The following is a 14,614-nucleotide window of genomic DNA, read 5'->3' as shown; positions in this document are numbered from 1 at the left end:
CTTATAACCGGTGGAGAAGGGTTTCATAAAGGCAATCATGATCAGGCAGGCTACTATTATAAGCCCACCGTTCTCGTGGATATAACAGAGGACATGAGAATTATGAAGGAGGAAACCTTTGGTCCTGTGCTGCCAATTCAACGCTTTTCAACGGAAGAGGAGGCTCTGGAACTGGCAAATAAATCACGTTTTGGCCTTGCTTCCTACGTTTTCACCGAATCACTCAGCAGAGGTATTCGGGTTTCTGAAAAATTGGAGTATGGCATTGTAGGCCTTAATGATGGCGGTCCGGCAACGGTGCAGGCACCTTTTGGAGGCTTTAAGGAAAGTGGCCTTGGAAGAGAAGGAGGACATTTCGGGATTGAAAGCTTTCTGGAGATTAAGTACGTCTCCATTGGCATGAAGTAACCAAGAACAGAGGCTCAGTGGGAGTGTGCTGTGAAAGCGCACTCCCCACTGAGCCTCCGACAATTAAAACTCCCACTCACTTGTATTTACTGTTCCTATGCTGCTAGTCACATCCATATCTTCTAGAAACCATTGTTGCTCTTCTGATGGATAGGATAAAATATATAAGCGGTTGCTTTGCTCCATGCGCATCGAAGGCGACGTTTCGTCGACAGGGTGCAATGCTCCATAAAAATAATCCCGTGCAATAATAGAAACCTGTAACTCGCCTGTATCTTTTTTGATTAACTGAAGGCTATTCCAATCGAAAACCATTTTTTCTAGAGTAGCGGTAAAGATCTGGTTGGTTTCTTCTAACTCTTTTCTAATTTCTCGAATCATATAATGCACATGATCAGAGGTTCCTTCCAACAAATCATCATTCCCTGTTTGCACTGCTTCCCATGTGTTTTTTCGAAAATCTGCCAGCGTTTCCATTAAACTTTGCTTCACCGATTCATCAAAAGGTTCCACTTCGAAGGACAGTACCACTTGATCCTCCAGCGGTATTGACTGGCTTTTCATAAGTCCCCAAGGATATTCCACTCCGGCACTGGCATAAAGAGAACCATCCGGGAAGTATGGTCCGAATTTATCAATGTCTTTAATGAGCACTCCTGTGTTTTCGTCATTAATGTATAGTTCAGCCTCTCCCACATTAGATCTAAGGTATATAAACGAAGGCTCTGGGTCAAAGGATACTTCAATACTAGTAAACTGGTCATCTGGTAAAAAAAGGTCTACCTCCTTCTCCGTTCTCAAATCAATGTATTCACCTGAATAAACAGCTTCCAGTCGATGCCTGCCGGGAAGCATCTCGTGGAAAGAATGTCGAACGCTTTCTTTATCGTTTAAGGACACCTCTTCTTTATTCATAAAAAAGATCGTTCCGGGAATGTCTCCCTTTACATACAGGTTATAATCCAGCGGGATGACGGCATACCGCATTCCAGAAACCGGTTCTTCCCGCTCCACTAGTTTTAAAGGCGTCACCATCGATTCTTGCAACCTCTGAGAGTCGGCTTCTTCAAGGCGATCTGCCTGACGATTCAGTGATGCTTTTACTGATTCCCATTGCTCCGGATAAGCATCAAAATAATCCAAAAGCGGTTGTAGACGATGTTCATCCAACTCTATCCGATGATTTTCCGCCATCATCATTTTCTCCAGTTGTTGTGCATCTCCTTGTTGTATAACCCTTTCCAAGGATTCAATAAATTCCTGTGGTGTTTGAGATGCACCGGCACCTGATCCACAAGCCATTAACACAAGACTTGCCATGAGACTGGCATATAGAAAAAAACGATAAAGCATTCTTAAGGTGCTTTTTTTCATTATTGTTGCAAATACCATCGCTAGTAATAATGGCTTTGCATTCCCTCCCTTGTTTTAAGATGATTCTTTACTCACTTGATTAACCACATTAAGCTTTTTTCTCAACGGTGAAGTCATCATTCCTCAATGCGTACTAATGCTCCATCTTCATTCATAGTATAAAGAACATAGATTTTGCCATTGCTGTCTATGGAATATACCGGAGAGATAATATCATAACGCTCCAAGTCTAAAGGTCGTATACTTGTGCATGGACTACCGCCACCTGAACCTAATCCACGGGCGTCCCGGCGAGAAACAACTCCAAGGCCACGGTCAAGCACTAATCGAATTGACTCTTCACCATCGTGATTGATGAATCGATCTATAAAACCATGTTCAAGAACTGGCGGATACCCGGGTTCAAGGTAACGAAATCGTTGATCCATCGAGTGTTCCAGTTTATCCTGAATGAGATGTTTCATTTGACGATACTCGTATAGCTCCTCCATCACATGTGGCGCACCCTGCGGAGAATCTACCAACATTTGAAACAACTTTCCAATATACTCGTCATCATTATAAGCACGTGGCAATTCTATCTGTCGGAATTGATCAGGATCCAAGATCAACAGATAAGGATTCCCATCTTCATCAAAATAATTGATCTTCGTTGGACGCCACAAGAAATCATATTCATGTGAATCTCGATATCCAGAGAAACTTAAAGTGAAGTTCAGAGATGTCCTTCCAGAAAATGCCTCGATGCCTGCTGCTGCTAAAAACAGTTCTCGAGGGACATCTTTGGAAAATTGTTCCCAGCTTAATTTTTCAGCTTTTTCAAAGGCTAGGTCCGTTAAATGAAATATATCCGTTTCTTCATCATATACGTAGTAAACACTTTCATCCTCCGCTCCAGCATCATCCCATTTTCGCACAATCGGGTCAGGATATACAGGCGCATATGGATCTAATACAAATCCCATCTCAAGAAGATGTTTCTTAAAGTCTAGTTCTCCTGGTTGAAATCTCACATGGTTTTCATAGCGCTCTTTTCCTCGGTCCGCATAATAAGTGTTGATATACTTTCCAAAGTGTGCACTAAAACGAAGCGAAAATGACATTTTTTCTTCTAAATCATGAAAAACAATGATGGGACTCATTATTTCTTCAGGCATTCCTAATCGATATGGTGCGTTACGATCTTTTTCCAGATAAAAGCCTACGGCTACGGAAGAATCATTTATTGATGAAATGTTTTTTGCCGTTTGTGACATGTTTGCGTAATGATAATACCGTATCAATTCATAAAATTCTTCCAACAAGGCTGTATCTCCTGTATCGACAAGGTCTGAAAATGCAATTAACGTATCGACATCATTTTTAGCAAAAGAGGGTAGCGAAAAAAGCCTTACTTCTTCAAAGTTGTTTCTCACCCCATAAACATTTCCATCTACATCTTCAAAAATAATACCTGTAAAAACAGGGACTTGATCCACTCCCATTTCAACATTTTCTGTTATTATCGCCCCACTGGACAATGGCTTTAATTCTCTAAACCCAAAGGAAGCTACAAACACTTCCCATGAAAAATCTGGATTCTTTAAGTTTTCTTCCAGATCCTGAGCCATTTCAAAAGCTTCATCCACAATCACAACATGGCCCATATCCAAATCAAGATAACTATAACCAGAATCGGATATTGGATTTTCAGGCAAATCAGACAATTCTTCCTGAGAATATTGACTATTACCCGGCGCATCCGTTGATATTTCTTTATCACAACCAGAAATAAAAAACACTGAAAAACAGATTAATAGACCTATAACTATTTTGCTATTCATTTTTTTCGCAGGACAATCCTTAGGCTGTCCCACTCCCCCTTCCCTTGCTTTAATAGCTCTTTCCTTAGGTATTCTATCATTTGAAAACTTGTCTTACAATAAGAAGAAATGAGTGAGCACCTTTTTTGAACAAAAAAGATAAGGGACATGCCAATGGTAAAACGTACAATCAAATACGTCAGTTCACTTCCGGACAACCAGAAAGTGGATTGTAACCGTCCGTTGTCATGGCGTAAAGGGAAAGTGCGCCCTTGAAACCAGTCCTCAGACGGTTAAAGGGATTCCACTGGTTGGCTCGGGAAGCTGTGTTGGTAAAGATCGTGGATTAATAAGTGGACGTGGTGATTCATAAGGCAATACCCGAAGGACGAGTTGCTCCCTGGACGAGTTGCCTCCGTCCCCACTGAGCCTTGAGCCTTCTGAGCCTTGGCATAACAATCGTTAATACTATCGATACACCTTGAAAAGCCTGGATAATAGTGGGTTTTAAGGGCGTTTTAAAGTAAAAAATAAATAATTTCTAATTGACAGCAGCTACTATCTGGTGTAGTGTAATAGCAACAGTACCCGCCACGCCTCTTACTAAAGCGTACCAAGGCGGGTCGTTTTTATTTAAGGAGAACATACGATGGATTCCAACCAAAATGAGGATGTGAGGATTAAAAAGCCAACTACTTTTTCCGAGCAAGTAGAAATTTTGATGGCTCGAGGTCTTACCATAGAGGATAGAGCTACTGCAGAAGACATACTAAGCAAAATCAGCTACTATCGCCTGAGTGCTTATACGCTACACTGCAAACAGAGCAATAAATTTAAAGATGGAGTATCAATAGAAAATATTTATGCATTATATGAGTTCGATAAAAAATTCAGAAATTTAGTTGCGGGTACTTTAGAATCTATTGAGATTGCCTTTAGAACTCAGATTGCATATACTTTAGCTCATGAGTACGAAGCAACTGGCTACTTAAATTCTGATAATTTCTTGGACGAAAGTGTTCATAAAGATACTGTGGACAAGCTTTTAAATGAAATTGATCGGAGTGATGAGATCTTTGTTAAGCACCATAAAGATAAGTATGAAGGTGTTTTCCCAATATGGGTTGCGATTGAAGTAGCATCTTTTGGATTAGTTTCTAGAATTTATTCTAACTTAAAAAACGAAGATAAAAGCACCATTTCAAAAACCTATTATAACTTACCCCATAGGTATGTTAAAAGTTGGCTTTATGCCCTCTCAACCTTTAGAAGTAAATGTGCTCATCATGGCCGAATATATAATAAAAAACTTACAATAAAACCGATTTTGCACAAGAAGGATTTGCAAAAAGGCATTAGAAATGATCAAGTGTTTTCTGTTTTGTATATAATAAAAAAATTAATAAGAGATTCTTCTGAATGGAACGGATTTGTTACAAATCTTGAAGCTCTTATAGAATCCTATGACATGGTAGATACAAATTTAATGGGATTCCCTGAAAAGTGGATAGAAATACTTAGAACCTCTTAGCAAGTACTCTCGGATAATCGGGAGTTTTTTTATGTCTTTTTACACCTTGAAGAACATTGGTAATAAAAAATAGCCCTCACTAATTGAGAGCTATTTAATATATCGCTTAAGTTGTTCATAAAAATTCTCACGGGTGCCAGCTAGAAGTACAACTACTTTTTTACCGTTTACTTCATTGATGGTGTAGGCAATTTCATAGTGTGCACCTTGATATCTTACATCGTATCCATAAATACCAGACAAATCGCCACTCTTTGGCTGACCAATATAGGGATCCTTGCTTATTTTTTGTAAAGCTGTTTTATAAGTATCTTTTAGCGGTTTTTCTTTTAGCTTTTTAAAATAGCGTGCGGCTTGAGAAGTGAATTGTATCTTATACATATCTAGTTCTCCGGGTCAAAGACGTCTTCAAAACTTTCAGATTCTTTTTCTCCAGCAGCGATAGCATCTGCATCTTCAAGCATATGAGTAACAGCTTTTTTAATATTTTTGCTTTGAGCTTCAAATTTCTTTACTAGTTCATCACCTGAGTAGCCCTGAGATATAAGGTCTTTTAAAATTTCAACTGAAAATTCACCAGAATCTCTATTCAGAGGTCTTATTACAATAGCACCGTCTTCAAGGGTACATTCTACTTCATTATCAAGACCAAGATGTTTATAGTATTTTAAAGGTATCGTAATCTGACGTTTCTTAGAAACACTGATTATTTTGCGATCCATAGCATCACGCTCCATAAGAGTTGCGTTCATTTTTCTAACCTCCCTATTTCATCTCCTTATCGTATATGCAGAATTTATAAAAACAATACCCATATCTTTATTTCTTTACAATTATTATAACAAAGAAACAAAGAAAATTCAATTAAAAAGAAAGAGATGAACACCAAAAAGACTAGCTCCTGTTTGCATCAGGAATGCTAGTCTTTTTGGCTTTAATTCACTTCTTCTTGCATAATGGCTTCTAATTGATGGGGGCAACAGCGATACTTGTTTTTATCTACCAACTCAATGGCTTTGGTCTTTTGCAAGGCGTTAAGCTCTCGGTAGAAGGAGCTGCGAGACATGCCCAGGCAGTCGAGCATACAGCTTTTAGAAAGATTAATCTGGAAAGAGCAGGTATTCTGACTTCGGATCTCATTAAGAAAAAAACAGGCGATGCGCTGGCGATTGCTCTGGATGCTAAACAAGATGGTTTTGTTTAACAGAAAGGCGGTTCGTTGATTGACAAAAGACAAATAATTAGACAGGAGCTGAGGGTGCTGGGATATTTTTTCAAGCAATAAGGATTTACGTAAAAAATAAATAGAGGCTTCTTCCTTTACTTGAAAAGTGAGGCTACCTGTAAGGAGAGAAGGATAAGACAGGCCAAACATCTCTCCAGCTTGAATAAATCGGAGGGGAATATTTTTGCCGTTTTCTAAGGAAATAAACGCTGTGACCTGACCGTGTTTTAAGTAAAGCATACTGTCTTCGGTTTCTTCATGTTCGATAAAGCATCCACAGGGATATACCCTAGCCCCGCAGGAAATTTCTTCTAAAATAAGTTTCGTTTCTTGGGCAGGAATTCCATCCCAAAAATCTGATGTCTTTTGATTCTTAATGGAATCCAAACAAAAACAATTGCTCATGATCATTCCCCTTTACAAAAAAACTGTTCGATATTGGATAGTTTTCAACAGACACCTATATTATAATCCAGTTGATATTGAGAATCAATAGCAGATAGGAGTGTTGATAATGAACAGAGAAAAAAGAAGGAAAATTTTCAGTAAAAGACTGGTAGCGGTGGCGTTTGCTTTACTGCTTATCTTTCTGATTGGCTGTGGTTCCGGTCATTCTGGAACCGAATCAGCGGATAAGGTCGCAGGAGAATCCACAGAAGAGGAAGCTGTAGAAGCCGAACAGGACGTGGTGGCCATCAGAACCATTATGGATCAAAGTGGTCGTTTAGTGGAAATTCCAGACGATATTGAGCGGGTTGTCATGACCGCTTTGCCCTTCCCTAGCATCTATGCCATTACAGGAGAGCCGATTTCCAAAGTAGCCGGAATGCATCCCGGTTCTAGAGGTGCCATCGAAAACTCCATTATGGGAGAAATGTACCCGGAACTGTTGGAGGTTCCCTCTGGATTTATTGAAGGAACAGACATTAATATTGAAGAATTATTGAAGTTAGATCCGGATGTGGTGTTTTATTGGGCGGATTATGCTAATCAGACAAAACAATTGGAAGAAGCTGGTATTACAGCCATTGGAGTAAACACCCAGGGAGATGGAGATGCTCTCTTGACCTTACAGAGCTGGTTGGAAATTATGGGAGAAGTCTTTAACCAGCAAGATCAGGTTGGTGAAGTGATTGATTACGGTTCAAAAGTATCGCAGGAAATTGGAAAAGTAACGTCTGAACTGGAGGAAGAAGAAAAGCCACGAAGCTTATTTCTATTCCGCCATGATAATCAGGAAATCATTGTGCCTGGTGCCGGTCACTATGGAGATGTTTGGATCGAAAGTACGGGCGGTGTCAACGTTGCCAAGGAAATTGACGTGACGGCAGCCGTTAATATGGAGCAAATTTATCAATGGAATCCGGAGATGATTTTTATTACCAGTTTTACGGCAACAACGCCCCAGGATCTTTATGACAATACCATTGAAGGTCAGGATTGGAGTCAGGTGGATGCGGTGAAAAATCGGCGGGTATATAAAGTGCCGGTAGGGGTTTATCGGTGGTACCCGCCAAGTGGTGATGTTCCTCTAATGATGAAATGGATGGCCTTGCATCAGCATCCAGAACTGTTTTCTTATGATATGGAGCAGGAAGTGAAAACCTATTACCGGGAGTTTCATGATTTTGATCTGACAGAAGAACAGGTAATAGGCATCTTAAACCCACTGTCGGAAACATCCGAGGGCACCTCCGGTCTTAGTAGGCAGCGATAAAATATCCACTGTAAAGCCAAGTGGAATCCTTGGGAAACCCTTGTGAAATTCTCGTGGAATCATTGGGACAGAATGATCACAAGAACTAAAATGATTAAAAGCAACAATCCAAGTGACAATCCAAGTAATAATAAAAAAGACAGGAGAATACCATGCAGACAAGAAGACATCCTAAGAAAATGATGATAGGGTTTGCTCTGATCTTAGCCCTGTGCATGATGGGAGCAGCGGGAATTGGAAGGTATATGATTCCCTTTGATCGGGTATTGTCGATCCTGCTATCGCCTGTTTTTAATCTGGAGCCAGGATGGACAGAAGTGGAAAAAACGGTGATCTGGAGTATTCGGGTTCCTCGAATTCTACTGGCTGTATTAATCGGTGCCGGGCTATCTGTTTCCGGTGCCGCATTGCAGGCCTTGTTTGCCAATCCTCTGGTCAGCAGCCATGTACTCGGAGTTTCCTACGGAGCCGGATTTGGTGCGGCATTAGGGATTCTTTTATCAGAAAATCATTTTGTGATTCAAGGGCTGGCGATTCTTTTCGGAATGATTGCTATTGGCATTACCTATAAAATAGGTCATTCGAAAAAAGGGGTACAGCTCTATATGCTGGTGTTGGCCGGTGTTATTGTGGGAGCACTGTTTCAGGCGCTCATCTCCTTTATTCAATATGTGGCTGATCCGGAAGAAAAACTTCCTAGCATTGTCTACTGGTTGATGGGAAGCCTGGGCGGCACCAGTCTTAATGATCTGAAAATAGGTATACCACTGATTGGTATCGGGATTCTGATGATCTGGTGCATCCGATGGCATCTGAATGTACTCTCCTTATCCGAAGAAGAAGCTCATTCGATGGGGGTTAATTTGAAATTACTACGAAGTATGATTATCGGAGCTACCACTATGATTACGGCAGTAGCCGTATCACTATCCGGAATCATTGGTTTCGTAGGGCTAGTCATTCCTCATTTTGCTCGAATGATAGTGGGACATGAACATCGGGTGTTAATACCGGCAACCATTTTGCTAGGTGGTATTTATCTGCTGGTCATTGACACCATGGCTCGCTCTGTTACAGCAGCGGAAATCCCCCTTTCCGTATTAACGGCTATTATTGGAGCACCTTTTTTTGCATTGTTGTTAAGAAGAACAGGAGGTCGATGGCATGATTGAAATGAAACAGGCATCTTTTGAGTATAAGAAAAACCAGCTTATCTTTCAGGAGGTAAGCTGGGAGCTTTCAAAGGGAGAAACCTTATCGATTCTGGGTCCCAACGGTGTTGGAAAAACCACATTGATTAAATGCTTGATGGGCTTTCAAGCCTTAAAAAGTGGTGAAGTCCTTTTAGACGGTATTTCAATTCCAGCCTATGCTCCGAAAGAATTTTTTCAACGAGTCAGCTACGTACCCCAGGCAAAGCATATTATTTTTCCCTATTCTGTATTGGACATGGTTTTATTGGGAAGGGCATCCAGCATAGGCCTTTATTCAAAACCATCTTCCCACGACATAGCGATGGCCAAAGAAGCTATCCGAAAAGTAGGGATCGAAAACTTGACCCACCGTTCCACCCGCCAGATCAGTGGTGGTCAGCTCCAACTGGTATTAATGGCCCGAGCCATTGTTAATCAGCCGGAGGTACTGGTGCTGGATGAACCGGAATCAAATTTGGACATGAAAAACCAGCTGATGATTCTGGATCTGCTGGAACGCTTAAGAGAAGAACTGGCGTTAACCATTATTATCAACACACATTACCCTAATCATGCGCTGCGATTAGGTGGAAAAGCACTATTGTTGGGGCAGGATGATCAGAAGAGTTTTGGGGAAGCATCGGATTTGATTAATGATGAGAAAATCCGCGCCTACTTCCATGTAGATAGCCAAATGGTGGAGTGGCAAGAAGAAGAGAAGAAACACCAACGAATTTTTCCCCTTCGTATATCAAAGGAGGCAGTATAGTGAGGAAGATTGCATTTTATGGAAAAGGCGGTATTGGTAAGTCAACGCTTACCAGTAGCATTGCCGCCGCGATAGCATCCAGAGGGTATCGGGTGATGCAGATTGGTTGCGATCCTAAAGCAGATTCTACCATGAACCTAACAGGCGGTGAAAAAGCCGTTCCGATTGTTAACTATTTATTGGAAAAAGGAGATTGTGACCGGATTCAGGACATTGCCACTATGGGATACAAAGGCATTGTCTGCTTTGAAGCCGGCGGTCCAAAACCCGGGACAGGATGTGCGGGAAGAGGGATTGTAACCGCTTTTGAACTACTGAATGAACTGGACGCTTTTGAGATGTATCAACCGGACTTTGTTCTGTACGACGTGTTGGGCGATGTGGTTTGTGGCGGTTTTGCCATGCCTATCCGCAATGGCTATGCAGAGGAAGTGGTAATCATTACCTCTGGAGAAAAAATGGCTCTCTTTGCCGCCGGAAACATTAAAATGGCCATGGACCATTATAAGGACAGAAATTACGCCACACTTCGAGGATTGATTCTAAACAAACGAAACATCGATAATGAAGAAACCCTTGTCCGAGATTTTGCGGAAAGTGCTGATACGGAGGTGATTGGCATCGTGGAAAGAGACGCCGCCATTCAAACCTATGAAGAACAGAATAAAACGGTTATTGAAGGAGATCCTAGCCTGCCGGTATCAAAGCGGATTTTTGAAATTGCCGATACCCTGATTCATCCTCCGGCAGCGAAGCAACCCCTTTCAACTTCTAACCCATTAGAAAAGAAGGTGTTGGCATGAAACCATGGAAACCCTATAGCATTCCCGTAGGCAATTTGTTAGAGGAAGTAGCTACCAGAAGAAACAACACCAACCGAAAAAGTGCCCTTCATTACTGTGCTCCTTCCGGAGGCGGCTGGGGCGTTGTACGGGCCGCCTGCCTGGTGCCGGAAATTCTTATCCTATTTGTGATTCCCGTAGGATGTGGTCGGCATGGGGGCATCGCTTCCTTCCAGACCGGCGATAACCAAAAAGTCAGGTATTTACTGATCGAAGAAGCCGAAGTAGTGATGGGAAGTTATGAAGAACGCATAGGCGAAGCCATCGAACATCTTATTCACAAAGAAAAACCAAAAGGCATGATGATTTTTTCCACCTGTATTGATGATTTGTTAGGAATGGATTTTGATAGCCTTTTACGTGTAGCGGAAGAAAAGCACCAGATTCCTATGGTGCGGGCAAAAATGAATCCCATTATGTCAGAAACCGTTAAACCACCAGAGCTAATGGTGCAGGACAGCATGTACGCCTACTTACAGAAAAAACCCTTAATGGGCATTAAGCGAGAACGCTATTTGAACACCATTGGTTCCTTTGCAGCGGTGGACAAAAATTCAGAAATTCATTCCCTGCTTCATGAAGCCGGTGGTTATCAGCTAAAGCATATCACAGATTACAAAGAACTGAGTAAATTTCAGACCATGGCCAACCACAAAATGAATTTATTGGTAGCTCCAGGAGGTGCTTATGCCGTAAAGTCTCTGGAAAAGAAAACAGGCATGAGTTACCTGGAAGTACTTAGCTGTTTTCAACCAGAAGAAACCAGCCGGCAGTACCGCAAAATAGAAGAGGCGCTGGGACTGTCGCTGGCCTTTGAAAAAGAAGAAAAAGCCGTGGAGGCTTTTCTGGAACAAAACCGGAAACCCTTGGAAGGAAAAACCGTCGCCATCGGTGCTACCATCAATGCCCGGCCCTTTGAACTGGCAAAATTTCTAGTAGAACAGAAGATGGACCTTCGGTATGTACTGGCAAAAGCCGTTCACCCTTCGGAGAAACCTTATGTGGAGTGGTTAGCAGAAAACGCAGCCCATCTTCAGATTATCCCTAATCTGGAACCAAGCCTGTCCAGTGTAGAGGGCGGGCTGGAACAACTGGACTATGGGATTGGCCTGGATGCCGCCGCCTATTTTGATGTAAAGCATCTTACTGAACTGCCTTTTGAAGAAAGTCTTTACGGCTATCAGGGAGCAAAAACACTGATTCATCGCTTGATTCATGCCAAACCCTATGAAGGCGACTTGATACAGCGAATTTATCAGGCAAACCTGGTGATATAAGGAGGAAAAGAATGAAAACCATACTAACCAAACTGCCCCCACTGGCACCGGACTATTCCGGAGCCAGTGCCGCTTTCTATTCCCTGGGAGGAGTGATTATTCTTAACGGAGCCGATGGCTGCATAGGAAATGTGACGGGCTACGACGAACCCCGCTTTTTTGAAGAACCTTCCCATATCTTCAGCTCAGGATTGCGGGAAATCCATGCCATTACCGGAGATGAAGAGGTGTTACTGGAAAAGATAAGAAAAGCACAAATCAGAGAAAATATCCAGTTTATTGTGATTTTAGGAACACCAACTTCAGCCGTAATTGCCAGTGATCACGAAAGTATTTCCAAAATGGTAATGGCGGAAAAATCCATTCCGGTAATTCCGCTAAATACCACCGGTATTGAAACCTATGAAAAAGGATCGGCGCTGGCCTTTGAAACCATCGCCAAAAACTGGGCTTCCTCCGAACAACCAGCCCAGGGTGCGGTGAATATTCTGGGAGCAACGCCCATGGATTACTGGAGCCTTAATCAGGTAATGGAAATCAAAGAAGCTTTGGAAAGTCACGGTCAACGGGTGAACAGCATTTGGGGCATGGATGGTCAGGGGTTGGAGAGCATTAAAAGAAGCTTAAATGCAGAAGTGAACCTAGTGATTTCGATTTCAGGACTGAAGGCGGCAAAATACCTAAAACAGCAATACGACATGCCCTATGTGGTAGGCGTTCCTGTAGGAAAAGAACCCACCAAAATATTGGTCGATCAGCTGAAAAACCCTTCTGCCCCTGTAAAAAGAAGAGAAGAAAAATACTCGGCCTCACCTGCCGGTCTTGTTATTGGGGAGCAGGTATGGGCCAACGCCTTTCGGGACTATCTGGAAAAAGAAAAAGCCATGCCATCGCTTCAGGTATGTTCATTGTTTCAGATGGAAAAAGCCTATTGCCGAAAAGGCGATAAGCAGATTGGCTCTGAAGAAGAACTGGAAATTATGGCAGAAACCTACTCCTATCCTATGGTAGTAGGAGATCCCTTTTTTCAGTCGATTTTCACTTCAGATAAAACCAGCTTTTACTCAGCTCCTCATTTAGCTGTTTCCAGTCGGATTTCCTGGGGACATGATGTCCTGTATACCGGCTTGAAGCCTACAGTGATAGCGAGCAGAGAAAAAAATTTAGGTTAAGCTTATTGGATAAAGAAGTGATGAGAGAAAAAAATAAGATGAAAATCCCTCAAGGAGGCAATGTACATGAAAAAAAGCTGGAGCAACATACTTTTCTTACTATTGATCTTGGCACTGGTCACCGGTTGTGGCCGTACTGGTAGTGGTAGCGAAAACCAGTCAGAGTCCGAACTGGATCTTCAGAATGAACAGGTTGAAGAAGTTGAAAATGACAGGGGAGAAACCTCTGGAAGGATCATTATCGACCAATTAGGGCGGGAAGTGGAAATTCCAGATGAAATAAATCGGGTCGTTACGGATCGAATCCTTCCCTTTCCTTCCGTCTATTTTCTGGCAACAGGAAGAGATGGGGACATTGTAGGCATGCATCCGGCATCTAAAAGTGCTTATGAGCATTCCATGCTGTCGGTACTGGCACCGGGGATGCAGGCAGCCGAAACTGGCTTTGCCAGCGGCGAAGAAATCAATATAGAAGAGCTCTTAATGCTGGATCCGGATCTGGTATTTATTCGGGCAGAATCTGGCCTGGAAGGCTTATATGAAGAAGCAGGAATTCGGACAGTAGCCATTGGCACTACCGGCATTGCGGACGGTGATGTGCTAAAAACCATCAATAGCTGGATTGAAATGCTAGGCGAAATCTACGACTTGGAAGACCGGGCCCAGGGAATTATTGATTATGGATTACAAGTTGAAAATGAAATCACCGAAAAAGTGCAAGATCTCGAAGAGAAACCCCGGGCTATGATGTTGTTTAACCATGTAGAGGGAAAACCACTGGTCTCCGGTGCTAATTTCTTTGGGAATTACTGGTTAACCACTACTGGAGCTATTGATGTAGCCGAAGAGGAGATTACTGGAAGAGCTCCAGTAGAAATGGAACAAATTTATGATTGGAATCCAGAAATTATTTATATTACCAACTTCACAGCACTACAACCAGAAGACTTTTACAACAACGAGATCCAAGGACAGGATTGGAGCCAAATCCATGCCGTGAAGAATAAAAGGGTGTATAAAATCCCCATGGGCATTTATCGGTGGTTCCCCCCTTCCGGCGACGCTCCCTTAATGTTGCAGTGGTTGGCACAGCACAATCAACCAGACTTATTCGATTACGATATGGAAGAAGAAATACGTAGCTATTATGCCGCCTACTATGACTACGAATTATCCCAGGAAGAAATACATGCCATCCTGAATCCAGTCAGGGAAGGAGCTGCCGGAGGCGGCGGCCAGTAGAGCAAAAACCCTTCTTGGCATTTACTGGATTTCAAGAAACACAGGCGGGGTCATTTCCTGAA

Annotated in this window: 14 protein-coding genes; 9 read left to right on the top strand and 5 right to left on the bottom strand. The window is 42.3% G+C overall.

Annotated elements, in window-relative coordinates; genetic code table 11:
* On the top strand, positions 1–408 hold a 408-nt coding region (locus BLV55_RS13865; protein ID WP_143033227.1), incomplete at its 5' end, for an aldehyde dehydrogenase family protein.
* Between the two features lie 63 nt (positions 409–471).
* Here the strand turns inward: BLV55_RS13865 and BLV55_RS13860 are convergent.
* Together BLV55_RS13860 and BLV55_RS13855 are read right to left on the bottom strand one after the other, a co-directional pair.
* The gene (locus BLV55_RS13860) at positions 472–1,782 is read right to left on the bottom strand and encodes a TcaA 3rd/4th domain-containing protein (protein ID WP_143033226.1); all 1,311 of its coding nucleotides are present in this window, start codon (positions 1,780–1,782) and stop codon (positions 472–474) included.
* Between the two features lie 116 nt (positions 1,783–1,898).
* Positions 1,899–3,605: a hypothetical protein gene (locus tag BLV55_RS13855; RefSeq protein WP_176968431.1), complete on the bottom strand. Its 1,707-nt coding sequence runs from the start codon at positions 3,603–3,605 to the stop codon at positions 1,899–1,901.
* 628 nt (positions 3,606–4,233) lie between these two features.
* Between BLV55_RS13855 and BLV55_RS13850 the strand changes: the two genes are divergently transcribed.
* A complete protein-coding gene (locus BLV55_RS13850; RefSeq protein WP_093315474.1) occupies positions 4,234–5,115 on the top strand; it encodes an Abi family protein in 882 nt (293 codons plus the stop codon).
* Between the two features lie 90 nt (positions 5,116–5,205).
* On the opposite strand, the gene BLV55_RS13845 is transcribed toward BLV55_RS13850, so the two are convergent.
* The 3 genes from BLV55_RS13845 to BLV55_RS13835 form a co-directional block, all read right to left on the bottom strand.
* Positions 5,206–5,496 (bottom strand): type II toxin-antitoxin system RelE/ParE family toxin, encoded by a 291-nt coding sequence (locus BLV55_RS13845; RefSeq protein WP_093315473.1) that lies wholly within the window; start codon positions 5,494–5,496, stop codon positions 5,206–5,208.
* Between the two features lie 2 nt (positions 5,497–5,498).
* Positions 5,499–5,867, bottom strand: coding sequence for an AbrB/MazE/SpoVT family DNA-binding domain-containing protein (locus BLV55_RS13840; protein ID WP_093315471.1), 369 nt, complete (start codon positions 5,865–5,867; stop codon positions 5,499–5,501).
* 182 nt (positions 5,868–6,049) lie between these two features.
* On the bottom strand, positions 6,050–6,745 hold the full coding sequence (locus tag BLV55_RS13835; RefSeq protein WP_176968430.1) for a Crp/Fnr family transcriptional regulator: 696 nt from the start codon (positions 6,743–6,745) through the stop codon (positions 6,050–6,052).
* Between the two features lie 109 nt (positions 6,746–6,854).
* Here BLV55_RS13835 and BLV55_RS13830 point away from each other — a divergent pair, with 109 nt between their 5' ends.
* From BLV55_RS13830 to BLV55_RS13800, 7 genes are all read left to right on the top strand, one after another.
* Positions 6,855–8,057 (top strand): ABC transporter substrate-binding protein, encoded by a 1,203-nt coding sequence (locus tag BLV55_RS13830; RefSeq protein WP_093315468.1) that lies wholly within the window; start codon positions 6,855–6,857, stop codon positions 8,055–8,057.
* Positions 8,058–8,209: 152 nt separating this feature from the next.
* A complete protein-coding gene (locus BLV55_RS13825; protein ID WP_207646093.1) occupies positions 8,210–9,229 on the top strand; it encodes a FecCD family ABC transporter permease in 1,020 nt (339 codons plus the stop codon).
* Entirely contained in the window at positions 9,222–10,019 is a 798-nt protein-coding gene (locus BLV55_RS13820; protein WP_093315466.1) for an ABC transporter ATP-binding protein, read from the top strand. Before BLV55_RS13825 ends, BLV55_RS13820 begins: the two co-directional genes overlap by 8 nt.
* Positions 10,019–10,822, top strand: a complete 804-nt coding sequence (locus BLV55_RS13815) for a nucleotide-binding protein (RefSeq protein ID WP_093315464.1) — start codon at positions 10,019–10,021, stop codon at positions 10,820–10,822. The genes BLV55_RS13820 and BLV55_RS13815 overlap by 1 nt, the downstream gene beginning before the upstream one ends.
* Positions 10,819–12,138 (top strand): nitrogenase component 1, encoded by a 1,320-nt coding sequence (locus BLV55_RS13810; protein WP_093315462.1) that lies wholly within the window; start codon positions 10,819–10,821, stop codon positions 12,136–12,138. The genes BLV55_RS13815 and BLV55_RS13810 overlap by 4 nt, the downstream gene beginning before the upstream one ends.
* A gap of 11 nt (positions 12,139–12,149) precedes the next feature.
* Positions 12,150–13,310 (top strand): nitrogenase component 1, encoded by a 1,161-nt coding sequence (locus BLV55_RS13805; RefSeq protein WP_093315461.1) that lies wholly within the window; start codon positions 12,150–12,152, stop codon positions 13,308–13,310.
* 66 nt (positions 13,311–13,376) lie between these two features.
* Positions 13,377–14,552 (top strand): ABC transporter substrate-binding protein, encoded by a 1,176-nt coding sequence (locus tag BLV55_RS13800; RefSeq protein ID WP_176968429.1) that lies wholly within the window; start codon positions 13,377–13,379, stop codon positions 14,550–14,552.
* The last annotated feature ends 62 nt before the right edge of the window (positions 14,553–14,614 follow it).

The organism is Tindallia californiensis (assembly GCF_900107405.1).
Lineage (GTDB): Bacteria > Bacillota > Clostridia > Peptostreptococcales > Tindalliaceae > Tindallia > Tindallia californiensis.
Note: the sequence above shows the minus strand (reverse complement) of the source record. Positions and strands in the feature narration are given on the sequence as shown.